We start from the raw sequence: 25,978 nt of genomic DNA on the forward strand, positions 1-25,978 counted from the left end.
GATGCTTCACTCGAGCAGCGACGAGGCGAGTTCCCTCAATACGGCTTGCGGCGACTCATCGATGATGTCGCCGTGGGAAACGATGATGCGCTTCAGGTCCGGAAGCGCGGCCCATTCGCTGAGCTGGGCGCTCAAAGCCTTCTTGCTCTCGATGATCATGAGCTCGACCGACTTGGGCACTTGAGCCTTGTCGCCGGCAAGCCCCATCGTCCGAAGCACCCAGCCGCTGAAGCCTGACGAATGGCGGATGTTCCCGATCAGATCGTTCAGAACCAGCGTGATGCCGCTCGCGCGCCGCACCATCAAGGCCGCTTCTTCCTCGCGCGTGCCGGGCACGGCGATCAGGCGGACGTCCGGGTCGCCGAAGTCGGGTGCGGTGGAATCGACCTCCACCACCTTTTCGGTCCTGTCGCGCGAGCCGGGTGGCGTGACCACCTTCAGGTCCGGAAAGCGGTGCTTCCAGGCTCCGGCGTCGAGGCGATGATGGTCGCTCGGCACCACCAGGAACGCGGGCCGACCGTAGCCTTCGATCGCTTCCATCTCTGCTTCGTCCAGGCAAATGGCGCTCCAGATCAGCAAGTCGCGATTGGCCAGGCGAACGATCGTCATTCGTCGCGGAAGGTCCAACAGCGGCATCGGGATCTCGCCCTCGACGACTTGGATGTCGCGATCGATTTCCCTGAGCGGCCCGTGCGGGAGGACCTCCCATTCCAGCTTCGGCTTCGGCATGCAGCTCTCCTTGCAGGTTTGTGCGCGGCGCCACCGCCTCGCACACGAGAGCAAAGCTACCGCGATCACCTTGGCGTCCGGGCCGGTCGGCACAACCTTCCCTTGAGAGCATTGGCCGACGCAAGCTACGGCGGAGCCCTGTTGGGGGCGCTTGTCAGTGAACGCCCCTCGCCTCGCCGGGCTTCTTCCTACGCGATCTCGCCCAAGCTCGGGTCGATGGTCAACACACCCGCGACACCCGCGCCACCTGCATGCCTGCCATGGACCCTCCGGTTCGATCCTTCGTTCGATGACCTCATGAACCAAAGCAATGCCACTGCCAACGCACCCGAGGACAGGGAGCCGGAACGCCCGGAGCGTCTTTTGCATCTCCTGTGGGACCAGGCACCGGACCACGCCTTCATCATGTTGGACAGGGCGAGCAAGATCATCAGTTGGCGTGGCGCATCGCAGGCGATGCTGGGCTATGCCGAAGAGGAGGTGCTGGGTCGATCCTTGGACTTCCTTTTCACAGAGCAGGACCGCGCGCGCGGCATGCCGCAGCACGAGCGCGACGTAGCAGTTTCGGCCGGCCGCTCGGAGGACAACCGCTGGCACGTGCGAAAGGATGGTGCGCAGATCTGGGTGTTCGGCTCTCTCGTGGCCCTTCAGAGCGACGGCGAGATCGCCGGCTTCGCCAAGGTGATCAGCGAAAGGACGAACAAGCGAGCGCAGATCGAGACCATGCAAAACCGGCTCGACGCCGCCAAGCGCGACCTGCAGGCCCGGGACGTGTTCTTTGCAAGGCTGAGTCACGAAGTCCGCAACGCACTCGCGCCCATCCTCAATGTCGCAAGCTTGCTGGAGCATTCGGGCAAGGACGAACATGCCCGGCTTCCCCTTGCCGTCATCAGGAGGCAGGTCGCCCAGATGGAACGGATGATGCGCGACCTGACCGACGTCGCCAAGCTCGGCGCCGGCAAGCTTCAACTCATCAAGGAGCAGTTCGATCTCGGCGCAGACCTGATCGAAATTACCGAAAGCATCCGCAGCCAGGCCAAGGCGAAACGGCAGGAACTGGACGTCATGGTTCCTTCAACCCCCGTCATGATCTGGGCGGACCGGCAGCGGGTGCATCAGATCATCTTCAATCTTCTCCACAACGCCATCAAGTACACGCCAGAGGGAGGACAGGTCTGGGCGCACTGCACCGTCGAAGTCGACTATGCGGTCGTCAAGATCGAGGACACGGGTGTGGGCATCGCCCCGGAGCTGCTGCCGGTCATCTTCGACCTCTTCACGCAAGAGAACCCGAATCAATCGGAGGGCGGCTTTGGGGTGGGCCTGTCGCTGGTCAAGGACCTCGTCGATGCGCACCACGGCTTCATCGAGGTGCAGTGCGACGGCAAGGGCAAAGGCGCCGCATTTGCCGTGCGCCTTCCGCTCCGCGAGGACGAATAGGTCATTGCGATTGTTCCGCCAGTTCCAGGCAATAGTCGAAGAACTCTTCCAGTTCGTTCGCCTTGTCGAAGACTGCGTCGGCACCCGCTTGTTCACAAGCCGAGCGCCGGGCGGGTGTTGCGGAGTTGGTCAGCACAACCACATGCTGACCGCGATCACGCTCCTTGCACCATTGCACGACGCCGAGGCCCGAGCCTTCCTTGAGATAGAAATCGACGATCGCCAGGTTCCAGCAGCCCTTGTGGCTCGCGAGCCAATCGATGGCCTCGCCTTGCGACTCCGCAGAGGCGAGAACATCGGATTGCCCGAGATCCCGCAGCGCGGGAATGAGGACGTCCCTGATTGCAGGGTTGTCTTCCACCAAGAAAACTGTAAGAGGCATGTCCCATCCACTGGCTGTGCCCAAGCGTAGACGGACGCGCCGTCATATCAGTGGGCAGCGAGCACACGGCGCAGTAGGATGGTTTCTCTATCAACTAGATGAAGACGATGGACAGAGAGCCGGCGAAACTGCAAGCGAAGTTGCGGTGGGAGGCAGCCTGCGAGAGGCTGGCGTTTGCGCTGCATCCGCGGCCCGACATGCCTGCAGAGGATGTACCGCAGCTCGACGAGGCAGTTCGCATCGCGCAACATGCCCTGGACGAGATTCGCCGCGCTTTCGGGGTGGACTCAGGCGGAGAGTCGCACGAATAGTCTCTTTCAACTCAGGGCCGTGTCCAGCAGCATCATGACGACAAAGCCCAGCATGAGACCACCCGTCGCAAAGGCCTCATGCCCCTTGCGATGGGACTCTGGAATGATCTCGTGGCTGATCACGTAGAGCATGGCACCCGCTGCCATGGCAAGGCCCCAGGGCAGCATGCTTGCCGATACGCCGACCACGGCGGCGCCCAGAACGGCCATGACGGGCTCCACCAACCCGGACAGCACCCCGAGGACTACCGAGAGGAGGCGCCCATAGCCGACGCCCCGCAGCGCGAGCGCCACGACCAGGCCCTCTGGTACGTCCTGAATTGAAATGCCGGTGGTCAGCGCTACCGCGCCGACGGTGTCCGTGCCGGCAAACGCAACCCCGATCGCCAAACCCTCGGGAAGGTTGTGAAGAACGATGGCCAGGACGAAGAGCCAGACGCGCTTGAGACTGCGCGCCTCCGGGCCTTCGACGCCCTTCACGAAGTGCTCATGAGGCACCGCCCGATCGATGCCAAGCAGCATCAGGGCACCGAGCAATATCCCGGCAGCCACGATGCTGCCCGCGCCCCAACCGCTCGCTCCCTGGGACTTGGCCGCCGCCAGCGCCGGAATGACCAATGAAAACGAGCTGGCCGCCAGCATCACGCCGGCGCCGAACCCGAGCATCGTGTCGTAGGCCCGTTGGGAAAACTGCTGCGACAGCAGCACGGGGACCGTCCCGAGAGCAGTTGCCAGGGCGGCGACCAACCCGCCGAGCAAAGCGCCCCGCAAGCGCGGATCGTGCCCCATCCCCGCTTCGAACGCCTGCCAGGCGAATATCGACAAGCCACCGATCACGATGGCAAAGCCACTCCAGCGCCGCAAGGACCCATGGCGGCGTGGTCGCGCAAGTCCTTCAACGGCGGCAAGCCAGTTCATTCAGTCGTGATCCCGTCTGGTGAGCGCGCCAAATTCGCCCGCCGTCCGTGCTGCCCGCGTAGGAGACTTCCGCGTTCGGAGACCCGAGGAAGTCTTCAGGTCGGCCGCCATTGCCGCAAGTCTTGAGGAGGCCGCCGACCGACAGGGCCCATCGACGCGCTCTCACAAGTTGCGATGCGCCGGCGCGCACACTGACCGCCATGTCGACCCGAGCCAAGACGCAAGCCAAGACGCGACCCAAGCCTGCAGCGTCCAGGCCTCGCCGAAGCACCACGGACGATCGACTTGAACGAGCGTTGCGCGAGACATTCGGGCATCGGAGATTGCGCCTCGGGCAACGCCTCGTGATCGACCGCGTCATGGCGGGACTTTCAACGCTTGCCGTCATGCCGACCGGAGCGGGCAAGTCCCTTTGCTACCAACTGCCGGCGCTGCTTCTTCCCGGCCAGACAGTCGTGATCTCGCCATTGATCGCGCTGATGAAGGATCAGTGCGAAAAGCTCGGAGATCACGGGGTACATGCCGTGCAACTGAATAGCCAATGCAGCGCGTCAGAGATCGAGGCAGCGGAGTTGGCGATCGAATCCGGCAAAGCGCGCGTGATTTTCAGCACGCCCGAGCGCCTGGCCGATGCATCGTTCGTGGCTCTGCTGCAGAAGCGCCCGACATCGCTGCTCGTTGTCGACGAAGCTCACTGCATTTCGCAATGGGGGCATGATTTTCGGCCTGCTTATCTGGAGATCGGTGCGGCGGCGCGGGCACTCGGTCAACCGGTCGTGCTGGCTTTGACGGCTACCGCGAAGCCCGAGGTGGCTTCCGAGATCATGGAAAAGCTCGACATTCCGCGGGCAGGCCTCGTCGACACCGGCGCATACCGAGCCAACCTGCGCTATTCGGTCCACGCATCGACGAGCGAACCGGAAAAACTGGAGCGCGCGCTGGAACTCGTCGCACGGCTGAGCGGAAGCGGGATCGTCTACACGGCAACTGTCAAGGCGGCCGAAGCACTGTTCGTGGCGCTCTCGGAGGCCGGCGAGTCGGTGGGTCTGTATCACGGCAGGCGCCGCGCCCCGGAGCGGCGCGCCGCACAGGATGCTTTCATGTCGGGCGAAGTGCGCGTCATGGTCGCGACGAACGCATTCGGCATGGGCATCGACAAGCCGGATATCCGCTTCGTATTGCACTTCCAGATGCCTTCGAGCCTCGACGCCTATTACCAGGAGTCGGGACGCGCAGGCCGCGACGGGCAGCCCGCAAACTGCACCTTGCTGTACCTGCGGCGCGACAAAGCCGTGCAGCAATTCTTCCTGGCTGGCGCATGGCCGGAAGCTGGGGAACTGCGCATGCTTCAGCGGGTTCTTGCAGCGCCGCCTGCGGAAGCGCCGGGTTGGTCGCCGACGGCACTCCAGCAAGAGGCGCACCTTTCGGGCGGCAAACTGCGGGTGCTGCTCGGCTTGCTGAAATCCAGCGAACTCGTGGCGAGTTCCGAAGACGGTTCGTTGCGCTGGGGCGAGAGGCCGCTGCTCGATGAGGCCGGCGTGAACGCACTGCTCAGCGGCTACCGCGACAAACGCGAGCAGGAGCGCATCGACCTTGAAAAAATGGTCTTCTATGCAACGACCGGACTGTGCCGCTGGCAAGTGCTGCTTCGTGAACTGGCAAGCGATGAACTGGCCGAGCGATGCGGCACCTGCGACAACTGCCTGCGGATCGCCGCCCATGAGCGCGCCCTCTCCGCCAGCGACTCCGCGGCGCCTGCGTCGTCGTCGGCTCAGTCGCACCACTCGAACTTTTCGCCGCGCACGCCGGCGCGCGTGGCGCGGTACGGCAAGGGAATGGTGGTCAGCGCGGATGCGATCTCGGTCACGATCGAATTCGCAGATGGCAGTCAGCGATGTTTTCAGCCTGACTACGTGAGGCCGCTGCGTGCTCGCCCGGCTGAACCATGAACGGCAAGCAAGGAAGGCCACGCGGTGCGCGCTGGATTGCTGTGGTCGCCGTCGCTGCGCTGGTTGCGGCGGGCTTCGCGCTCTATCGCGGTCTTGTGTCAGTGCCAGACCGATTCAACCCCTGGGCTGAACTGGACGTCGACGCGCCGCCGAATTTCCTGACCGGGTTCAAATTGCGCCGGGCGGGTGCCTCGGCGCCAGCCTGCTTCGCAGCGCTCGGCCGAAGTGGCATGCGCTATGAGCGCGTGCCCGACCAAGTGACCGGTCCCGAATGCGGCTTTCACAACGCCCTACGTCTGCGGCAAGGTCGAGAGATCAAGTTGAGTTCGCCACTGATCCTGAGTTGCCGCGCCGCCCTCTCCTTTGCGATGTGGGAGCGCCACGGCGTCCAGCCGGCGGCGCGCAAGGATCTTCAGTCCACCATCGCGTCCTTGGAGCATCTTGGAAGCTACGCATGTCGCGACATCAACACCGGCGAAAAGGACGGCGCGAGCGGACGGCGCAGCCGCCATGCGACAGCCGATGCGCTGGACGTATCCGGCTTCGTCACCATCCACGGGCGTCGGATTCTTGTCGGACGGGATTGGGAGTCGGGAATTTCCAAATCCCGCACCGGCCCAACGGCGTTCTTGAGCGACGTCCATTCGAGCGCATGCACGTACTTCGAGGGCGTGCTCGGGCCGGACTACAACACCGCCCATCAGAACCATTTCCATCTGGAGATGGGTGGTTGGCGCATGTGCGACTGAGGGCGGTCCGGCACGCATGTTGCAACGGATCGGTATGAAGATGGGTTCGCTTTATGAACAGGCCGTCGCCTTGAGTCCAAAGGCCGCGCGCATTGCCGCGTTCCTGCTCATCGATGAGCCACAGGTACCTGAACCGCTCCGTCGATCGCTGGGCGTCGCCCTCTCGTCATGCGATGCTGACGCCACCGTGACGGTGCGTTGGACGGACGGGGACCCGGACGCACAAGCAGCGCGCCGCTTCGTGGAAGCATGCCGAGAATACTGTGAAAAAAAAGCTTCCCCGCGTGCGCCATAGAGCGATGGGTGAAGGGATGGTCGCATCCATCCGCAACATTTGCTGCAAACCTTGCCAACTGCCGCGTCGTGTCGTGTCGCGGTGGTAGCCGTCAAGATCCGGCGCGGTCAGTCGATCCAGGGGCCGCCCAGCATGGCCTGGATGTACGCTGCCACCTTGACGAGATCCTCATCAGACAAGGGCAGCGGTGGCGCGTCGACGAGGTGCTCCGCAACCAAGTGCAGCTTCGCGGAGGCGTTGGGCTGCTCCTGGAGCAGAACCGCGATCGCCGCTGTTTGGGCGACTGCCCTCAGTTCCAGGGCACGCAGCCGAGCATTGACTTCTTCCGGTTCCATCTTTTCCTCCTGGCCGTGATCCAGTTCAAGGCGAAACTCTACCGCCGCCGAGAACCTATCGGCCTGCTAGTGCATTGTGCTTGTCTATGTGGGAGAAACAGAATCTGGAGCGCCAACTTCTTTCGGCTTTGTTGCCGGTGCGGGCGCGTTGGTGCGGGGCGAACGGGCGCGCTGACAAATCATGCGACCCGTTTGCCGATCCCAATGGCAGGATCTGGCCTTGGTTGGCGCATCTCCCGCCGCGATTGCAGGCGCGAAGGCGCAAAGGCCGGCAACCGCAACAGCACCGGAGAGGATCAGTTTCTGGAGGGGTTTCACGCCGGCAGCTTACACCGCTTCAGTTTCGCAAATTGATACCGTCGTTCGCAGCATCCAATCAGTCCTGCAGGGGGCGTAGAGAAGAATGGAACTCCGATGCACGGACAAGCACGGCCGACAACTCAGATTCTGCAAAAGCAAACAAAAGCTGAACAACCTTTTCAGGGCCGTCCCCCTCGACCTCGGGCAGGTATTCGATTGCCCGCAGAGCGGCTACTCCAGTCATTTCGCCAAGCTGAAGACACGCCGAACTCACGCGGTGCGCCAACCGCTGCAGTTCGACGTAGCGTCGCATTTGGACCGCCAGGTGCATCTCCTTCAAATCGTCCGAAGTCGAGAGGATGAATACGTCCATCAGTTCCGCGATGTGTTCCGGCTTTCCACCGCACAGCGCCTTCAGACCGGCATATGGCTCTTTTCCGTTCAAGTCGTTCTCCCTGATTCTTCAGACTTGGCCTCTGCCGAATATCACTATTGGCTTTCAAGCTCAGCGCCGGCGAGTGGACGAGAGCTTGCTTCAGTGGCCGGGGTGCTCGAGGCGGGATCCACTGGGATCAGCCGATAGCCGACCGATTCAACCGTCTCCAAAGCCCATCCATGGGCTCCAGACAGCCACAGCTCGGTAGTCAGGATAGCGATGGTGCCTGCGAGATAGTCGTCCTTCAGCCTGAGCGCAGCTTTTTCAAAGTGCATCACCTGCTTCAACCGCTTGGTCGTCAACGTCCTGCCGGCATAGAAGAAGAACTCGAGGGCGACGTCGAAGGCAGCGGGCTCCAGCCGCACCGTTCGACCGGCAAAAGCTACTGTTCTCCCCAAGGGATCGAACGCATAGCTCCCCCAGGACAGATGAGACCGGGCGCCTTCGAACCTGCAAGCATTCAGAAACGAAAGGATGAGCCGGTAGTAGTCACTGAAGGAGCGCGGCGGACTCGCGGAGACTCCTCGGCTCTTGGGGCGAATGTCCTGGTGCAACCCCGCGTGAAGTACGGGGACATCAGGGCCGATGGAGGCACGAACGCCTTCTAGAACTTCCCGGCCTTTGCTATCCGTCACAGGCATGTTGCCGAGATAAAGCATATCGAGAGTAGTCGCGCCGACACCCATCTCCGCCAGTTCATCGAGGTTGGTGAAAACAAGCGGCGCGTAGCCGAGTGAGCGCAGTACGCGGCGGGCATATTCACGTTCCCCCGATGAGTACGCAAGCACACCGATTCGTCTCCTCCGAACTGAACGATTCATGGTTTTGTGCGACCAAGGTCGAGTTGCGGCATCTGAGGGGAGACGCGCAGCGTGAGCAGAAAACGCTTGTCAGCGCGCGAAAGCAAACAGCCCAAGGAGAGGGCTACGGCATTGAAGGCCGTCATGATGAATCCTCCGGTGCGATGTGAATCGCACGATGTTTTGATGGCGCCAATCGAGCGTTAGCGGATTCCCTCCCTCAGCAAGCGCTCGACCGAAATCCTAGGGACGGCGTCAATCCCAGTACATGAGAAACATCGCAAAGCTGCGGCAAAGACTTCGATTGCTTTGCGGAGACAGTGCGTGCATCCGCGACGATGTATAAACATCGGGCGCGCACCGATGCGCCCCATCACAACAACATCTGGAGACAACGTGGAATCCCTGGAGCAGAGAACCATTTCGAAAATCAGCTGGCGGCTGTTGCCGCTTCTGATGGTCAGTTACTTCGTTGCCTATCTCGACCGGGTGAACCTGGGCTTTGCCGGGGCCTCGATGTCCAAGGACCTGGGGTTCACGAGCACCGTCTTCGGCAACGCGGCGGGCATCTTCTTCATCGCCTACTTCCTGTTCGAAGTGCCGAGCAATCTGGCGCTCGAACGCTTCGGCGCCCGTCGATGGATCGCTCGCATCATGCTGAGTTGGGGCGTGCTTTCCATGGCGCAGGCATGGGTGGGCGGTGCGACGAGCTTCAACGTCGTCCGCTTTCTGCTCGGGATGGCCGAGGCCGGTTTCTTCCCCGGCGTCATCTTCTATCTCACCCTTTGGTTTCCCGCCGCCTACCGCGCCCGCATCGTGGGCTGGTTCATGTTTGCCGTTCCGATCTCGACGGTGATCGGCTCCCCCATCTCAGGCTACATCCTCAACATGGACGGCTTTTGGGGCATGCACGGCTGGCAATGGCTCTTCATCATTGAAGCGGTGCCCGCAGTTGTGTTGACCTTCTTCGTGCTGTTCTACCTGCCCGACCGCCCCAAGGACGCAAAGTGGCTGACGCCTGAAGAACGCGACTGGCTGCAGACCACGCTCAATGCCGAACAACGCCATCGCGAGTCGATTCACAACATCTCGTGGAAGCAGGCACTGCTCAACTGGAAGGTCATTTCGCTGGGCATTGTGTACATGGGCATCACCGTGCCGCTGTACGGGTTGGGATTTTTCCTGCCGCAGATCATCAAGGGCTTCGGCGGCCTGAGCAATGTGGAGATCGGATTCATCAACGCGTTCCCCTACTTGGTCGGTGCGATCGCGATGGTGTTCTGGACGCGTTGGTCCGATGCGCGGCGTGAGCGAAAACTGTTTCTGCTGATCCCGCTTGCATGCATCTTCTTCGGCCTCGTCGCTGCGGCGCAGTTCAGCGCACCAATTCCGAAAATGGCCGCCGTCACGGTGGCCGCGTTCGGCATCTTCACGGCGCTGCCGGTGTTCTGGACCGTCCCGACGGCATTGCTGAGCGGTGTTGCCGCAGCGGCCGGTATCGCGTGGATCAATTCGATCGGCAATCTCGGCGGCTACATCGGCCCGACGATCTTCGGCATCCTGAAGGACCGGATGGGCAACGACTTCTACGCGGTGCTTTTCCTCGCGCTCTTGTCGGTGGTGGCATTCGCGCTGGTGTTGCTTGTCGGTCACGACAAGCGGGCTGAACATGGCGCGCAGGCCGTGCGAGCCTAGTGACGGGCCTGCAGCAATTTGCTAGCCGAGCGGTGAGACGCCGGTGATCCAGGCGTGGAGCCAGAACAGGAAAGCGACATAGACGGCAAGACCACCAACGACGGCGATGACGTCGTTGAGTGGTCCCGAAGGAGCTGTTGGCACGGCATGCGGCATTGGGCGTCGCTTGACGGAAATCCGGTCTGCCACCGCCCACACCAGAAAGCCGCCGAATAGAAGCACGTCCGCGAGCGTGCCATTGGCCAGCAGATGCGCCGTGGCCCAGAGCTTTACGGCAAGCAGCATGGGGTGCTTGGCCGTGCGCTGGATTCGGCCCGGCAGGTACGCCGCCAGGAAGAGCGGAAACACCGGAATCATCAGCACGAGCGCCACATGCCGCAGTGCCAAAGGTGGCGCGTACAAGACCACGGGCGAGTGACGGGCCAAACCGTAACCGTAGATGAGCACCAGCAAACCCGCGAGAGAGACCAGCGCGTACAGACCTTTCCAGGCGCGCTCGCCGAACTGTGCGATCCGCGCCTGGCGCCAGCCAGGCGCAAAGATGGACACCGAATGCACGCCAAGAAAGAGAACAAGGCCGGCAACAAGAATCGACATGCTCATCTACCAGGCCGCCGGCAGCTTGCGCAAGATCACGATCCGGCCGTCGCGCTGCCCCACGTAGCCCCCGGCGGTGAGTTCCTTCATGACACGGTTCACCATCTCGCGCGACGAACCCACGCGATCGGCGATGTCCTGCTGGGTCAGCTTGCGGCGCATCACGCGTTCTTCTCCGAGTTCGTCCGAAAGATCTGTCAATACGCGAACCATCCGTCCATAGACATCCTGCAGCGCCATGCTGCGCACCTGTTCGGTCAGGCGACGCACCATGCGGATGAGCTTGCGGGTGAGGTGCAGCGCGAAATCCGGGTGCTCTGCCAGAAACTGTCGCAACTCGGTCCCTTGCACCACGCGACACGTGCAGGCTTCCAGCGCCTTGATCGACGCCGAACGCTTCTCACCGTCGATCGCGAGTTCGCCGAAGTATTCACCCGGCCCGTACTCCGTCAGGACGACCTCGCGCCCGTCCTCCGAACTCGCGTAGACCTTCACGCGACCGCTCAGCACGATATAGAGCGAATCGGTGGTGTCCCCTTCGTTGATCAGGATCGCCTGCGGCGGAAAGGCCCGGATCAATCCGTGCGGGGAAATGGCGTCGAGCAGGCCTTGCGGCAAGCGTTCATTGGCGGAACTCATCGGTGGGTCACGAAACTCCTCTGCGCGGAATACTACTGCGCTCTGCCATTGCTCGGACGTGGCCGCCACGACAACCCCAAAGCGGAGCTTGCCTGCCCTCCGCTTCGCTGCTACAAGCCTTTTCGCAACAAACGCGCAAGAACATAAACACAATCGCGCCGCCCGCCGGCCGACGAGGAGAATTCCATGTGGCGAATGAGTCGCAAGCAAGTCGCTCGGCGAGAGCGAATTCATGGCTGGGCCGAGGCGATGTCCGCCTATCCGGCCCCGTTCGACAGCAGCGCCGCGAAGGAACTGCAGGCAAGGCTGCAGGGGCAGATCGTGCTGCCGTCCGACTCGCCCTATGCGGCGTCCAGGCAACTTTCGAACCTGGCATTCCAGAGCTTTCCACAACTGATCGCGTATTGCGAGGTGTTCCAGGACGTCTGGGAATGCCTGCAATTCGCGCGTAAATACGGCTTGTGGACCACCACTCGTTCAGGCGGCCACAGCACGGCTGGCTTCAGCATGAACGACGGCATGGTCATCGACACCAGCCACTTGAACGGGATCTACGTCGACCCCGATCGAAAGATTGCGGTGGTCGGGCCGGGCACCAACTGGGGGCATCTCAACGCGACGTTGGCGGACTACAAGCTTCACGTGCCGACCGGCATCTGTGGCGATGTCTGCGTGGCGGGCTTCATGCAGGGCGGCGGCTTCGGGTTGACTTCGCGGCTCTTCGGGATGAACTGCGACAACGTGCTGGAGATGCTCGTCATGCTGGCCGACGGGCGCATCGTGCGCGCGGCAGACGATAGCAATCCCGATCTGTTCTGGGCCATGCGCGGCGGGACGGGCAACAACTTCGGCATCCTGCTTCAGGTGACCTATCAATTGCGTGACCTGCCGCCGCTATGGGGGTTTGGCCTGGAATGGCCGATCGACAAGGCGCCTGCCGCCCTGGCCGCACTGCAGGACGGCTACATGCAAAGCGGCGCCCCGCCCGAGCTCGGCTACATGGGCGCGTTGGTTCGCCTGGGCGCCAAACTCGACCCCGTGCTGGTGATGCGAGGCACCTACTGGGGCTCGGCGGCTCAGGGCAAGAAGGCGCTCAAGCCCCTGCTGGACAACACGGGTGCCACGCTCAAGCTTCAGAAGGTCGGCAGCTATTTCGAACTCAACGACTGGCTGTTCGAGAACGTCCCACCCTGCCCCGATCTGGCGCGCGAGGACAAGCAATCCACCAACATTGCGCGACGTCTCACGATTGCGGAATGGCGCAGGATCTGCAAGCGCTTCACCGAGAGCCCGAATCCGTGGACCGCAGTCGCCATCGAGCCTTATGGCGGTGCCATCAACCGGGTCGCCCGCGACGCCACGGCTTTCGTGCATCGCCAGGCGGACATGAACCTCTTCGTCGACGTTTTCTGGATGGACGAGCCGCAGCGTCTGAAGGTGCAGCCTTATCTGGACGACTTCATGGCGCTGCTCGACCCAATGGGCAACGGAGAGTCCTACCAGAACTATCCGCGCCTGAGCCAGACCGACTACCGCCAACGCTATTGGGCAGAGCAGTTTCCGCGTCTGCTTTCGATCAAGCGAAAGTACGATCCTGACAACACGTTCCGATACGCGCAGAGTGTCAGCCCCGAGCCGGGCAGCCGCTGGCCTGCCCCGGCGGGCGGTCCGATCGTGCCGGTGCCATGGGGGCCTCCACCGATTCCGCCATCGTCGACTTGAGACTCGAAGGAGCATGCGATGCGCACCCTGGTCAAGATCTTCTTCAACCCACCCATGGCAGTCGCCCGCGTTGGCGCCAGCCCGACGCCGATGGCCGCCTTCGAATGGGCCACGGCCAAGACTGCGCACGGCGGCACGCAGACGGTCATTGAGCCCGCGCTGAGCTTCGACATCGCCCCTGACGGAAGCCTGCGCCCATACATGCCCAGCGAAATTCGCTTCAGAGAGGTGGATGGCTCTATTCGTCCGGTCGCTCCCTTCTTCGAGTTGTGGGCGACGCTGATGCGCCCTGACGATGGAGAACTCGAAGAGCACCCGTTGACCCTGCGCTTGCTGAAAGAACTCGGCATCGGTTTGGACCACCTCGCGCTCGAAGTGACGGCCTCCAACCTCAAGGCCGCGCGGCGCACCGGCGACGATGCCTGCGGATTCACCGCCCGCGTCGAGATCGCCGGACGCGATCACAGCGAACGCGCGCTGCTCGCCTTCAGCCGCCATACGTCTGGCCAGCAACCGCTGGTGCTTCACGACAAGCCGATTCCCGTCGGCAAGGTGCAATGGATACGGCCCATCGAACAAGCGATCGAAGGGGTCGACCTGTCGACCCTGCGGCTGCGCTTCACACCCGCGACCGGCGAGGTCTACGGACCGCCACAGGCAGCCTACGGGCCCGACCGCCAGACTGTGACCGGGCCGCTCGACGTGGAAGAGTTCTCCAAAAAGGAAGACGGCCGGGTTCACATGATCGTCAAGGCGAAGAACCGCATCCTGAGCGGAGCCACCGTCTTCTCGCGCTATCAGATGACCAATGGGCTGTTCGAAGATCCTCAGCCGCAGGACGGCTACGACGGCGCGGATGAAGGCGACAGCGTGGCCTGGGGTGTGGTGGACGACACCTGCGATGCGCTGATCACCGCCTCGGTCGCGTGGCGCGGCACCCGTTATGGTGCGGCAGCGCGCGTGTTCGTCGGACCGCCCCAATACGCACCGGACCGGCGTCCGTTCTACGACGTCGCGTCAGACCTCGCCGACCGTGACCTGCCCCTGATGAAAGTCACTCGCGAGAACTTCGATGCGGTGAAGGCCGAAGTCGTCGAGTTGTTCCGGCGCGTTTTCGAGACGGCAAGTTCGCTCAACCTCGATGCCGCGCGCACAGAGGCTTTGCAGGACAACCAGGCCAGGATCGGATCGACGGATGTCCCCAAGCAAGGACTGCCGGCCGTCGGCAAGGAGAGCATGACGCGCGAAGACAAGCCCTACGTCGATCGCGTGCCGGACCTGACGCCCGGACAGGCCGTCTCGGTGTTCACCACCAGCGTTCGCGGCGATCGGCTGACCTACACCGAGGTCGTTCCGTTCGTGCATGGGCAGTTGATGGACGAGGTCGTGCTGCTCGACTTCCTGCGCCGCCGCCACGACCATGTTCGCAAACTGCTGCGGCCGCCCTTCGGGCTTCTGTCCCAATGGGACGAAGCGCCCGGCCCCCAGCCCCATCCCGAGTTCCGAGACCCGCGCGTGCTTCGCGACGTGCTGCATGACATGCGCATGCCTCCGTACATGCGCGACGCCTACTACGTGCCCTTGTCGCTATCGCGGCGGCAGTACCACATGATGATCGACTTCCTCGATCTGCTTGCGGCTGAGGAGACGACCCCATGAGCGATTCCATCCAGCCCCGCAACCGCACCGCCCGTGCAGCCGTGATTGGCAACCCGGCGACGTCTCGCATCGATTCGGCGGTCGCCAATTGCTTTCCAGGGCTCGAACTGGATGTGCGCGCACTTGAAGGGCGCTTCTTCCCGGGCCTGCTCTTCTGGGTGGTCGCGGCGCCCGTCGCCCCCGTGGCGGGCGCCATTCCCAACCAGGCCGGCATCCACCTGAAGTACCTGGACTATGAAGCCGACCCGATGCTGCCGGAGCGCAGCGACGAGCCCTGGGTGCAAAAGCTGCTCGACACATACCAGGGCGACACCGGCATCGCATTGAGCGCGGGACGCTGGTATCTGCACTGGATCGAGCAGGGCGGCACGCGCATTGCCTGCCACGACGCACAAGGCAACGCCTACGACGGCGAACTGATCTGGCGCTTTATCCGCTGCCTTGCACCCGATGAGCCATTGAAGATTGCGCTGGTGCAGCGGGACGGCCCGGCCGGCCAGGCACCCGTCGAACTCGAGGGATATCGCCGCCGCTACACCACGCAAAACGGCGTGATCGACGCCGCATACCCGCCTGGCGAGTTGACCGGCGCAATGTGCAATCCCTGGCAGCACGACTTCCGCGATTGCGCCTGCTACTACTGGGCCTCCAATCATCCCGACGTGGTGCTCGGCGAAGGCGACGGCCAAAGCCTGCCGGACGGCTCGCCAACGGGCGCGACCGATTCAGTGCTTTGGCTCGACTGGCTGCGGCGCGATCGCAGTCCGGCGGGGGCGGTCGGCGCGCCGGCATCCCGCGCTGCGGCGCGGCCGGCGCAACTCGATCACTTCGAAATCAACCATCGATGGCAAGACCTCGCGTACGTCATCGGTGGCCGCGAAGTGGGAGATTCATACCACCCGCCCATCGCCCCGGCCGCAAAGCCCTATGCCACCCCGCACGAGATGGTCGCCGACCTGCGCACGCGGCTCGCGCCGCTCGAACTGACGCTCGCCTATCAATACCTCTACGCCCTGTTCTCGCTGAAGGATCCGCCTGCGGCGCCAAAGCCGGGCACACCGCAGGCACCCTGGCCCACGCTGGCTGCAGACCTGAACACTGCACGCCAGTTCGTCACGCTCGTCGCGGTGAGCGAAATGACCCATCTGCGCTGGGCCAACCAGTTGCTCTGGGAACTCGACCGAGCCGGCTTCTACCCGCAAGGCGAGCACTACGAGCCCGTGCTCGAACCGTTCGCGTCGCCGACCCGGATTCTCGGCATCGAGCTGCCGGCGCTGCGCCCGCTCGACATGCAGGCACTGGACGACTTCGTCCGCATCGAACGACCGGGCGGGCCGCTGGACACCGCCTACGCACGCTGCGTCGCGACCCTAGAACAGGACATCTACCCGCGCGAGCTGTACGAACTCGCCGTCCGAATCGATACCGACGGCACACAGCATTACGCACGCTTCCGCGACGTGCGGTCGACGCTGCAGACCTATCGCAATGCATCCGGCCCGTCGCCCTACCTGCTGGACGTCAGGACAGGCACACGTGACGAAGCCCGCGTGGCGCTGGACTTGCTCGCTGCCTTGCTGAGCGAGCTGCGCACCGCCTACATCGCCGAGGCGGACAGGCGATTCGACGAAGCGCAAGGCGCAATCAACCGATCACGCCTGGCCATGGACAACCTGCGCACCGAAGCCTTGGCACTGGCGGCGCGCGGCATCGGCATTCCCTTCTTCGACGTGCCATGACCACCATCACCGTGCCCGTGTCCGCAATCGGCCGACGCGCTCGCGCGCAGACGGGGCCGGCCGAGGCGCACTGCTTCGAGACCGAGCACGGCACACATGCCCTTGTGGTGGACGCATCGCGTGTCTACGATGTGCCGGCGGATTTCGCCGCAAAGCTTATGGATGCGGCACGGCAAGGTGGTGCGCCAGCCGAACACCGGTTCCTCGCGGCTTACGGACTGGAACAACCCCAAGCCATCACCGACACCATCGACACGCCACCGGTCAATGCGATCGCGCTCGCCGTTTCGGAGCACTGCAACCTCGGTTGCGGCTACTGCTATGCCGACGGCGGCAGCTTCGGCGGCGAAGCCAAGCACATGCCCTGGGAGACGGCGCGCGCCGCCATCGATCAACTCCTCGAAGGCGTGGCGCCAGGCGCGACCGCCAAGATCGCCTTTCTCGGCGGCGAGCCGCTGCTCAATCGCGCGGTGCTACGCCAAGCCACGGAGTACGCGACGGAGCGCACTGCCGCAAAAGGTCAAACGCTGCGCCTCGCGCTCACGACCAATGCGACAGTGCTGAATGCCGAAGATGCCGCTTTCCTGGCAGCCCACGGCTTCGCGGTGACCGTCAGCATCGACGGCGAAAAGGATCTGCACGATGCCTTGCGCCCCACGCTGGGCGGCACCGGCAGCTACGACCGCATCGTGGCGCGCCTGCCGGCGCTGCTTGCACGGCAGGGTGAAAGGCCATTGCACGGTCGCTCGCCGATGCAGGTGACGGCGCGCGTGACGGTCACACCGCGGCATCACGCCTTGCGCGAGACGATCGAGCATCTGATGGCCCTCGGGTTCCACACCGTCGGTGTCTCGCCCAGCCTGAGCGCACGCGACCCTTCATTGCAACTGAGTGCCGGCGACCTCGATGCACTGCTCGCGCAGATGATCGACTGTGCCGACGAGTTCGAGCGGCGCTCACTGGCGGGCGACCACTACCCGTTCTCCAACATGCTGTCGGCCATGCAAGAAATCCACCGCGGAACGCACCGACCGTTGCCCTGCGGTGCCGGCGCGGGCTATCTCGGCGTCGCCGCCGATGGCGAACTGAGCGCGTGCCACCGCTTCGTCGATGATCCGCGCGCGGCGATGGGCAGCGTCCACGGCGTTGTCGACGACGAGGCGCGCAGTGACTGGCTGGCCACGCGCCACGTCGATCGGCAGGAACCCTGTCGCAGTTGCTGGGCGCGCTATCTGTGCGGCGGCGGCTGCCATCACGAAGTGCTGCATCGCGGACGAGTGGCCTGCGATTTCATTCGCGGCTGGCTCGACCACTGCCTGCGAGCGTATGTTCGCATCTCAGAGCAACGACCCGGCTTTTTCCGCTGAGGTCTGCGTGATCGGCGGCGGTCCTGCGGGGTCGGCCGCTGCGCTGCGCCTGGCCCAGGTGGGGCATCGTGTAGTGCTCGTGAATCGACCAGTGCAAAGCCGGTTGCCGATGCGGCGCGGCGAATCCTTGCCGCCGTCGGTGCTGCCGTTGCTCGCCTCGCTCGGGTTGCACGCCCGGATCGAAAATGCCGGCTTTCTCCGCACGCGCGGCGCGCTCGTTCATTGGCACGACAGTGCACCGCCGATGGCGCAGAGCCAAGCCGCAGAGCCCGGCCTCCAGGCAGACCGCGAGCGCTTCGATGCGCTGCTGCTCGACGGCGCCCGAGCGGTCGGTGTGCAGGTCATCCCTGCCACTGCCGAGGCGCCCATTCGCGTTGATTCACACTGGCACGTGCCGTTGCGCGGAGGTGGCGTTGTCCGATGCGCGGTGGTGATCGATGCGCGCGGGCGCCGAGCTCATCGTCATTCGATCGAAAGCCCGCGCACGGTGGCCCTGTGCGCCAACTGGGCCGGCGCCCTGCCAGCGGATCCGCGCACTCGAGTGCAAGCGACGGCATCGTCATGGTGCTGGGCTCTTCCCTTGTCTGACGGCAGCATCACCGCCGCAGCGTTCGTCGACGCGCGGCGATGCGCCGGACTCCACCCCGCGGAACGCATGCAGCTTTATCGACGCTTGATTGCCGCTTCGCCCCTCCTGGCGGATCTGCTCGCCGGCCGCGAACACGCAGCGGTGACGGCCTGCGATGCGACGTCCGGCGCTACGGCCGATGCGGCACCGGAGCCCGGACTGCTGCGCATCGGCGAAGCCGCATTCACGATCGATCCTCTGTCTTCGCAAGGCGTCGCTGCGGCGATGCGCTCTGCCGTGCAAGCGGCCGCGTGCGTGCGGACCGCGCTACAGCGACCCGACGATGCGGCCATCGCGTGGGCCTTTCATCGCGTGCAGGCACAGCGGGCGATGCGCTGGCATGCGCGGCTCGCAGGAGGCTACTACGCCGAAGCAGCCGAGCGGCACCCGGACGCCTTCTGGACGAGCCGCGCCGAACCAGCCCGCGCCACGCATGAAGCGAAACGCCCCTGGCCAGGGCTCGACGAACGCCTCGCACTCGATGCGAACGCCCGCTGCGCCCGCGAGCCCGCGCTGGTGGACGGCTGGATCAGCCCGGCCGACGCCTTGCAGCATCCAACGCTGGATTCGCCGATCGCCTTCCTGGCCGGGCAACCCGTGACAGACTGGCTCTCACCGCTGGCATCGAAGCCGCTGCTGCGCGATCTGCTCGACACATGGCATCGGCGCTTTGGAGAGAACAGCACGACGACGGTCTGGCCGATGCTCTGGCGGCAGGGCCTGATCGTGCCCGCGGGCGAGCGATCAAGCGAATCCGCAGGCGGCCAGTGAGCGCAGCGCGCGCTGCTCGAAAGCCGTCGCTTTCTGCGCTCGCGCCACGGCGAGCGCGCGTTTCAAATCCGACTCGGGCGCGTCGGGAAGCAGTTCACCCCGCACGCGCCACATTTCAGCTTCGATCCAGCGCTCGCCTGTCGATTCGATACCGCTGCGCGCAGCATCGAGAAAGGTTCGCGCCGCATCCGTCTCGCCGCACTTGGCGTGCGCTCGCGCAAGCAGCAGTTCGGAGAAAGGCCGGTAGTTGCGAATACCGCTGGCCCACCATTGCACCGAACTTTCGCGCATGGTTTTCAACCCTGCTTCGAGATCGCCGTCAAAGGCACGCGCCGCACCGAGGAAGAAACGCCCGCCGCTTTCCATCACCGGAAAGCCGCGCTTGACGCCCACCTCGATCGTGCGCTCCGCAAGCGCCGGAACATGGGTCCAGTCTTCGTGCACCGACAGCAACAGGCAATAGAAAACAAGGGCTTGCGCGATGCTGTGGGCATGATCGATGTGGTCGGCCCACTCGAGCCCTTCGCGCTGCACTTGAAGCGCGGCATCGGAGTGCCCCTGCACCAGCCGCGTGAGCGCCAGGAAGTTCGACGTCATGACCTTGTGGTCGATGCCGAGTTGCATCGCAATCGACGCATGCCTTTCAGGCTCGTACAGCGCCAGCGATCGTTCAAGATGGGTTGCAGCCGTCGCCGGATCACCGACGTGCAAGGCCACCGCACCCACTGCACGCAGGCCAATCATCTCGAACATGCCATCGCCGTTCGCGCGCGCCACGTCGAGCAGCGACCGTGCGGAATCGAGCGCGGCCACGTACTGCGCGCTCACCAGGTGGTATGAATACAAACCGTTGAGCGCAGGAATCAGCCGGCGCTGGTCGCCGAGCTGGCGCGCCAGCGCACTCGCTCTCTCGTAGGCCGCGCCCGTCGCCGGTGCGCCGACGCCTTGCAGCGCACGCAAGGCACTGGCCAGCGGAATCTGCAGCTTCAATTCGAGCTTGTCGCGTTCCAGCCCAGGCTCCAGCGCCGACAACAGATTCATGCCTTCCTGCAGATGCGACAACCCTTCACGCACCGCCGAGCACGCGAGCGAATGTTCGCCTGCAAGCTGCCATTGCGCGATCGCCGGGCGGATCTGGCCGGCGCCCGTGAGATGGCGGGCAAGGGTCTCGGGCTCGACCTCGACGGTGGTCGCAAAACGCTCCTGCAGCACCTCGGCAATGCGTCGATGTACCTCCTGCCGGGCACTTCGCAGCAGCGAATCGCCAGCCTCCGCCTGCAAGAGCGCATGGCGGAACGTGTAGCGCTGGGGCACCGAGTCCGGTATGGCCTGCAGGATGTCACCTGCCGTCAGATGCGCGAGCACCCGCGTCATGTCCGCAGGGCTGATGCCGCAGACGGCGCCCAGCAGGTCGGTCGAGAATTCGCGCCCGAGCAGCGCAGCAGTCTGTGCCACCGACTTCGCCGGGCCCATGCGATCCAGGCGAGCCATCAGCGACGCATGCAGGCTCGCCGGAACCTCGATGCTCATCGTGCTGATGACCGAATCGATCACCGAACGCGTGATTTGCTCCGCGTACAGCGGAACACCCTCCGCGATGCCGGCAATGCGTTCGACCAGCGCAGGCGGCAACGCATGGTTTTCGGCCACCTGCTCGATCAGATGGCGGATATGAGGACCATCCATGCGATCGAGGGTCACAGTGGCCGAGGTGGTCGAATCGCTCCACGCCGGCACGAAGTCCGGCCGGGCCGTCAGGAGGATCAGCAAGCCGGGTTGCGGCGGCCCTTCCAGCAACAGCTTCAATACCGCGAGGGTTGAGGGATCGGCCCAGTGGACGTCTTCCCAGACCATCAGGGCTGCGCGTTCCCGAGCGGCGGCACGCAACGCATCGAGCAGCAGCGTCTGCAGCGATCGCATGAGCACCGGAGGCGCCGTTTCCGGAGCATTCGCCGCGGTGGAGAATCCCGGCCCCGTCAAAGCCGCCAGCAGTCTCATGGCGTCGGGGCGGTTGATGCCGTCCGCCTTGAGCAGGGCATCGAGCCGAGGCAGCACGTCGTCGCCGGGCGCGTCGGGGTTCAGCCCCGCGCGCAGCAGCAGTTGACGAGCCACCGGATGCAGCGCGCTTTGACGATGGAAGGCCGAGCAGCGCAACACTTGCACGCTGCCTCCGTTCGCCTCCACATGGGCGCAGAGTTCATCCGCCAGACGCGTCTTTCCAAGGCCGGCCTCTCCGATCAAGCTGATCGAATACCCTTGGCCGCCGCACACGGTCTTCCACGCATCCTGCAAGGTGCTCAGGTGCCCGGCCGGATCTTCGAGTTGCGGACGAGCGAAGCGCCGATTGTTCGCGTCGAGCTGGCCGACGACCCGGGCCAGTCGCACGGGATTCGCCGGGTCCTTGAGAACCACAGGGCCGAGATCGTCGATGACAAAGCGCAACGGCAACAGATCGAGCGTGGCCTGGCTCACCAGCACCGTGTTTGGTTCGGCCACGCCCTGAATGTGAGCGGCAAGGTTCGGCGCCTCGCCCAAAGCCAATCTGCTTGGATTGCGTGCATCGCCGAGCCCGCCGACCACCACGAGCCCGGTATGAATCCCGACCCGCACCGCCAGACCGCCTGCCACGCGCGGTCCGAGCCGGTTGCTGAGACGAAGCACCGTTTGCACGATCGACAAGCCCGCTTGCACGGCACGCTCTGCGTCGTCCTCGTTGGTCACCGGATAGCCGAAATAGGTCAGGATGCCGTCGCCCAGGAACTGCGCCACATGGCCCCCGAGCGGACGCAGGACCGCGGCGCATTCGTCGTGATAGCTGCGCACGATGTCGCGCAGGTCTTCGGGATCGAGACGGGACGACAGCATCGTCGAGCCGACGAGGTCGCAAAACATCACGGTAAGCTGGCGGCGCTCGGCCGGCGCTTCTTCCACTGGCGGGCGCCAGACAAGCACGAGACCGTCTTCGTCGACAGCCACGCGTCGGCCCAGGATCAGTTCGTTCTTGAGGTCGGCCAGTGCCTCGCGATCGAGGTGGAATTCGCGTTGCAACAGGCCGTAGGTGACCCTCTTTCGGGTCTTGAGAAACTCGGCGACGGCATCCAGGACGGACTCGAAACTCATGCTGCGGCTGCCGAGTTTGTTGGAGGGCGAAAAACTCATCGAGTATATGCGTGGCCTGCCCGATCGCTTCTCCACATCGCAGGCGCGGCCACTCTCATTTCGAAAGCTTGCCGCGATCTTCGGAGCCTTCCTCCGGGCTCTTCTCGTGCGGCTTCACGGTCGAGCGGATGACCATCATCTTGTTCAGCAGATCGAACCAGAACGGCGCGCCGAACGAAACGCCGAAAGCGGTGATCAGCCAACCGAACACCGTCAGCACGCTGCGCATGTCGAAAACGCGGAAATCGTTCCAGCGCATGTGGGTCCAGCCGATCGGCAGATTGAGATCGGTCACGGCGTGGATTGCATCGGCGACTTTCACGTCCGCCTCGCGCAACGCAGCTTCGATTTCGGCGGGGGTCGGCTCCAACGCGCCTGCCGGAGCGGCCTGGGGCGCCTTGTGTGGAGCGCGCAATGCATCCACCGCACGCGTCATGCCACTGTCCGCAGATGCCTTCGCCGCACTGTCCGCGAGCTGTTGCCTCGCATTTGGATTCGCCGCCAAAAATTTCGCAAGATAGATGGTGTCAACGTGCAGGGCCATCGCGATGATGACGCCGAGCCAGAACAGGATGTGCTGCGTGTCGCGCTTGAACCAGCCGGAGACGCGATCCATCGCGGCGTCGTACCACTTCTGGACTGCGTCCAACCCTTGCTCGACGTCGTCGCCCACAGGCGCAAGCGCGGCGAGGACACCCGCCGGCAGCGTGCCCCTCGACCTTGCCAGCGCTGCGCGAAGTTCATGGATCGACATCGCATTCGCGTGCGCGTCTGCATTCGGATTGCCAGCGCCAAGCGCCGGAGCCGATACGGCGGTGGCACCTGGCGCGGCGTCCGGCGGCGCAACATCGAGCTTGCCGGCGCGCGCCAGATCGACCAGTGCCAGCGCGAAGGTGCGCGAAGGGATGTACGAAGGCATGTTGGTCGGCGCGCGAAAGTAGCTGCCCACGATGGCAGGGATCCAGCTGAAGAACTTGAGCCCGCGGTAGTGCACCGTCTTCGGGTCGTACTCGCCGTTATAGAGCGCCGACACAAGCGGATGCCGATACACCGCCTCGACCAGTCGCGCATCTCCGAGCAGCTCCAGCAGTCCGTGCGCGAGGTGTTTGGCGCGCGCCTTCAGGCGAGCTTCAATCGCCTCGCGCACCGCGGACACCACCAGGCTCAGCATGAGGAAGATAAAGATCATTCCTACTGCGAGATCGAGCGTCGCGGACCCGAGCATGATGTCCTCCCTCCGGAAGCGTCGGCTGGAGGCCGATGTTGCGCGCCCCCTCCATCGAACGCCATCCACTGAAAGAGAGATAGCCTGCCCCCCTGCTTTCTGCTGCAATCGCCAGCGACAAGAACTCGCCAGAGGAGGGATCGCCATGACCGATGTCCAGGCGGTGGGCGCACTGCTCACCTCGACCCAGATCAAGAGCGCACAGGCGATCGTCAACCTGTTCGAGACCGGCACAGTGCGGGGCGACTATGGCCAGGTGACCTTGATCGAAGGCGATACCGGGCACCTCACTTATGGCCGGTCTCAGACGACGCTCGGCTCCGGCAACCTGGCGACGCTGCTGCAGCGTTACTGCGCCAACCACGGCGCGCGGTTCGGCCCGCGGCTGGTCGAATCGCTGCCCCGATTCGCGAAGCGCGACCTCACGCTCGATGCGGATGCCAGGCTGCAGAACGTGCTGCGCGCATGCGCCGACGATCCCGTGATGCGCGATACCCAGGACGCCTTCTTCGAAGATGCGTACTGGCGACCTGCCTACGCCACGGCCGGCAAGCTCGGCATCGTCTCGCCGCTCGGTGTGGCGGTGGTGTACGACAGCAGCGTGCATGGCTCATGGGCACCCATTCGCGACAAGGCCGTCGCCGCGGTGGGCACCGTTCAATCGGCAGGCGAGAAGGCGTGGATCCAGGCCTATGTTTCGGCACGCCGCAACTGGATGGCGACCAACAAACGCCCCGACCTCCGCGCGACCGTCTACCGCATGGACGCATTCCAGCGCTTGATCGACCAGGGCTTCTGGGGTCTGGCGTTGCCGCTCGTCGTGCGCGGCCAGGAGATCTCGATGGCGACGCTCTCGGCGACGCCGCCGGGCTGCTACGACGGTCCCCTCCCCGGTTCTCGCGTCCTCGCAGTTCAGTCGCCGCTCGCCCGCGGGCTCGACGTGCGCCTGCTGCAGCTTGGTTTGTCGGACCTTGGAGCAGACATCAAGGCCGATGGCGTCTTCGGGCAAGCCTCATTCAAGTGCGTCAGGCAATACCAGGCCGCGCATGGGCTGCCGGCTACCGGCATTGCCGACGTGCCGCTGATCGCCGAGATCGTCAATTGAGATCGCGAGCGCTGCGTTCGAGCGGGGCCTTGCTCCACTGCCCGTTCTCCGAGGCTGCCTCGAAAGCGGATTGAAAGAACGCCAGCAAGACCCCCTCCGGATCGGGATCGTTGCGCACAGCCTCATACGGCAGCACGAACTCCCGCAACTGCGGGTCGTAACGCGCCGCTGCGGGCAACACTGCATGTGCGGCATAGCCGGGTGGTTCCGGATATGAATAGGCATAGAACGAAGGCTCCGCGACTGCACCGCCGCCAGGCCAGAACCCGCAACTGGCGCATTCATGCGAATACGCCTCCACCATCACGCGGTCCGGGCAATTGGGCACACCGCCCGGATGCACCGGCGCCGTGCGTCCGGAAAACCGCGTGGCCGCCAAGTCGAAAGCGCCCCAGAAGAAATGCACCGGGCTCTGTTTGCCGCTGAAACCACCCCGAAAGCGCTTCAGCACCCGATCGGTGCTTGCAAGAATGCGCCACCAGCGGTTCACGGCATCAGCATCGTAGGCCGCGTGTTCGCGATCTTGCGCAAACGGAACGGCCGGGTCGACTTCCACCGGCGCAGCCCAGATCTCGTGCTCGACCCCAAGCGCCCGCAACCCGGACTGATACTGCGCGAACCAGTCGGCAACGCAGCAGGGCGCGAGTGCAAATCCGTGCGTCGCACCATCGCTGTTGCGCATGGCGATCGCATGCGAGATGAAATCGAATTCGACCTCGATGGTCCGCTCACCGTAAGGCATGGCCGATGTCGTCAGTCCGCGCGCAGTGACGTAGAAAGCGACCTGCCACCAATGGTTCTCCACCGGCGACAGCGCCAGACGCGTCTTGCCGACGATCTGCGTCCACATGTGCAGGGTGGCATAAGTGTCGCGCCACCCTTCGAGCGGCAGCGCGGGCCACGCCTGCGTCGCTGCTGCCTGCCTTGCCAATGAGTCCATGCCGGGTCTCCGTCAAGTCGATGTGCGTCATGTTATCCACGCTCGACCATAATCGCCGCACCGGATGCCTAGCAGTTCATTGTTTCAG

Annotated in this window: 22 protein-coding genes; 10 read left to right on the plus strand and 12 right to left on the minus strand. The window is 64.1% G+C overall.

The annotated features are described in order from the left end of the window. Positions 1 to 6 precede the first annotated feature (6 nt). Positions 7 to 729: a hypothetical protein gene (locus AC1DSF_RS04430; RefSeq protein WP_478123651.1), complete on the minus strand. Its 723-nt coding sequence runs from the start codon at positions 727 to 729 to the stop codon at positions 7 to 9. A 297-nt stretch (positions 730 to 1,026) separates the two neighbouring features. Between AC1DSF_RS04430 and AC1DSF_RS04435 the strand changes: the two genes are divergently transcribed. Next, positions 1,027 to 2,169 carry a PAS domain-containing sensor histidine kinase gene (locus AC1DSF_RS04435; RefSeq protein ID WP_478123652.1) on the plus strand — a complete coding sequence of 381 codons (1,143 nt, stop codon included), beginning with the start codon at positions 1,027 to 1,029 and terminating at the stop codon, positions 2,167 to 2,169. Position 2,170: 1 nt separating this feature from the next. Here the strand turns inward: AC1DSF_RS04435 and AC1DSF_RS04440 are convergent, their stop codons facing one another. Next, complete coding sequence (locus AC1DSF_RS04440; protein ID WP_478123653.1) at positions 2,171 to 2,551, minus strand: response regulator; 381 nt, start codon at positions 2,549 to 2,551, stop codon at positions 2,171 to 2,173. Positions 2,552 to 2,868: 317 nt separating this feature from the next. Beyond that, the gene (locus AC1DSF_RS04445) at positions 2,869 to 3,780 is read right to left on the minus strand and encodes a ZIP family metal transporter (RefSeq protein ID WP_478182381.1); all 912 of its coding nucleotides are present in this window, start codon (positions 3,778 to 3,780) and stop codon (positions 2,869 to 2,871) included. A gap of 200 nt (positions 3,781 to 3,980) precedes the next feature. On the opposite strand from AC1DSF_RS04445, the gene AC1DSF_RS04450 reads away from it, so the two are divergent. After that, on the plus strand, positions 3,981 to 5,729 hold the full coding sequence (locus tag AC1DSF_RS04450) for a RecQ family ATP-dependent DNA helicase (protein WP_478123654.1): 1,749 nt from the start codon (positions 3,981 to 3,983) through the stop codon (positions 5,727 to 5,729). Further along, positions 5,726 to 6,478 (plus strand): extensin-like domain-containing protein, encoded by a 753-nt coding sequence (locus AC1DSF_RS04455; protein WP_478123655.1) that lies wholly within the window; start codon positions 5,726 to 5,728, stop codon positions 6,476 to 6,478. The genes AC1DSF_RS04450 and AC1DSF_RS04455 overlap by 4 nt, the downstream gene beginning before the upstream one ends. A gap of 402 nt (positions 6,479 to 6,880) precedes the next feature. Here AC1DSF_RS04455 and AC1DSF_RS04460 read toward each other — a convergent pair whose 3' ends face one another. The 4 genes from AC1DSF_RS04460 to AC1DSF_RS04475 all read right to left on the minus strand — a co-directional run bounded on the left by AC1DSF_RS04460 (position 6,881) and on the right by AC1DSF_RS04475 (position 8,790). Beyond that, a complete protein-coding gene (locus AC1DSF_RS04460; protein ID WP_478123656.1) occupies positions 6,881 to 7,108 on the minus strand; it encodes a hypothetical protein in 228 nt (75 codons plus the stop codon). A 376-nt stretch (positions 7,109 to 7,484) separates the two neighbouring features. Next, positions 7,485 to 7,853, minus strand: a complete 369-nt coding sequence (locus tag AC1DSF_RS04465; RefSeq protein WP_478123657.1) for a hypothetical protein — start codon at positions 7,851 to 7,853, stop codon at positions 7,485 to 7,487. 44 nt (positions 7,854 to 7,897) lie between these two features. Continuing rightward, complete coding sequence (locus AC1DSF_RS04470) at positions 7,898 to 8,665, minus strand: hypothetical protein (RefSeq protein WP_478123658.1); 768 nt, start codon at positions 8,663 to 8,665, stop codon at positions 7,898 to 7,900. Beyond that, positions 8,662 to 8,790: a hypothetical protein gene (locus tag AC1DSF_RS04475; RefSeq protein ID WP_478123659.1), complete on the minus strand. Its 129-nt coding sequence runs from the start codon at positions 8,788 to 8,790 to the stop codon at positions 8,662 to 8,664. Before AC1DSF_RS04475 ends, AC1DSF_RS04470 begins: the two co-directional genes overlap by 4 nt. Positions 8,791 to 9,040: 250 nt before the next feature. Between AC1DSF_RS04475 and AC1DSF_RS04480 the strand changes: the two genes are divergently transcribed. Continuing rightward, positions 9,041 to 10,339, plus strand: a complete 1,299-nt coding sequence (locus AC1DSF_RS04480; RefSeq protein WP_478123660.1) for an MFS transporter — start codon at positions 9,041 to 9,043, stop codon at positions 10,337 to 10,339. Positions 10,340 to 10,360: 21 nt separating this feature from the next. Here AC1DSF_RS04480 and AC1DSF_RS04485 read toward each other — a convergent pair whose 3' ends face one another. Further along, positions 10,361 to 10,936 (minus strand): NnrU family protein, encoded by a 576-nt coding sequence (locus tag AC1DSF_RS04485; RefSeq protein ID WP_478123661.1) that lies wholly within the window; start codon positions 10,934 to 10,936, stop codon positions 10,361 to 10,363. Between the two features lie 6 nt (positions 10,937 to 10,942). Beyond that, complete coding sequence (locus AC1DSF_RS04490; protein WP_478123662.1) at positions 10,943 to 11,575, minus strand: Crp/Fnr family transcriptional regulator; 633 nt, start codon at positions 11,573 to 11,575, stop codon at positions 10,943 to 10,945. Between the two features lie 195 nt (positions 11,576 to 11,770). Between AC1DSF_RS04490 and AC1DSF_RS04495 the strand changes: the two genes are divergently transcribed. From AC1DSF_RS04495 to qhpG, 5 genes are read left to right on the plus strand one after another with little or no spacing between them, the layout of a single operon-like run. Next, positions 11,771 to 13,297 carry an FAD-binding oxidoreductase gene (locus AC1DSF_RS04495; RefSeq protein WP_478182382.1) on the plus strand — a complete coding sequence of 509 codons (1,527 nt, stop codon included), beginning with the start codon at positions 11,771 to 11,773 and terminating at the stop codon, positions 13,295 to 13,297. A gap of 18 nt (positions 13,298 to 13,315) precedes the next feature. Next, positions 13,316 to 14,956, plus strand: coding sequence for a hypothetical protein (locus AC1DSF_RS04500; RefSeq protein ID WP_478182383.1), 1,641 nt, complete (start codon positions 13,316 to 13,318; stop codon positions 14,954 to 14,956). Next, on the plus strand, positions 14,953 to 16,695 hold the full coding sequence (locus AC1DSF_RS04505) for a ferritin-like domain-containing protein (protein WP_478182384.1): 1,743 nt from the start codon (positions 14,953 to 14,955) through the stop codon (positions 16,693 to 16,695). The genes AC1DSF_RS04500 and AC1DSF_RS04505 overlap by 4 nt, the downstream gene beginning before the upstream one ends. Beyond that, complete coding sequence (locus AC1DSF_RS04510) at positions 16,692 to 18,062, plus strand: radical SAM protein (protein ID WP_478182385.1); 1,371 nt, start codon at positions 16,692 to 16,694, stop codon at positions 18,060 to 18,062. Before AC1DSF_RS04505 ends, AC1DSF_RS04510 begins: the two co-directional genes overlap by 4 nt. Then, positions 18,022 to 19,461, plus strand: coding sequence for a flavin-dependent monooxygenase QhpG (qhpG, locus tag AC1DSF_RS04515; protein WP_478182386.1), 1,440 nt, complete (start codon positions 18,022 to 18,024; stop codon positions 19,459 to 19,461). Before AC1DSF_RS04510 ends, qhpG begins: the two co-directional genes overlap by 41 nt. On the opposite strand, the gene AC1DSF_RS04520 is transcribed toward qhpG, so the two are convergent. Both AC1DSF_RS04520 and AC1DSF_RS04525 read right to left on the minus strand, forming a co-directional pair. After that, complete coding sequence (locus AC1DSF_RS04520; RefSeq protein ID WP_478182387.1) at positions 19,435 to 22,620, minus strand: AAA family ATPase; 3,186 nt, start codon at positions 22,618 to 22,620, stop codon at positions 19,435 to 19,437. The two genes, qhpG and AC1DSF_RS04520, sit on opposite strands and share 27 nt — an antisense overlap. A gap of 55 nt (positions 22,621 to 22,675) precedes the next feature. Continuing rightward, positions 22,676 to 23,845, minus strand: a complete 1,170-nt coding sequence (locus tag AC1DSF_RS04525; RefSeq protein WP_478182388.1) for a hypothetical protein — start codon at positions 23,843 to 23,845, stop codon at positions 22,676 to 22,678. Between the two features lie 145 nt (positions 23,846 to 23,990). Here AC1DSF_RS04525 and AC1DSF_RS04530 point away from each other — a divergent pair, with 145 nt between their 5' ends. Beyond that, a complete protein-coding gene (locus tag AC1DSF_RS04530) occupies positions 23,991 to 24,950 on the plus strand; it encodes a chitosanase (RefSeq protein WP_478182389.1) in 960 nt (319 codons plus the stop codon). Here AC1DSF_RS04530 and AC1DSF_RS04535 read toward each other — a convergent pair. Further along, the gene (locus tag AC1DSF_RS04535; RefSeq protein WP_478182390.1) at positions 24,943 to 25,890 is read right to left on the minus strand and encodes a DUF5996 family protein; all 948 of its coding nucleotides are present in this window, start codon (positions 25,888 to 25,890) and stop codon (positions 24,943 to 24,945) included. The two genes, AC1DSF_RS04530 and AC1DSF_RS04535, sit on opposite strands and share 8 nt — an antisense overlap. Between the last annotated feature and the right edge of the window lie 88 nt (positions 25,891 to 25,978).

Source organism: Variovorax sp. 01N429 (assembly GCF_056399425.1).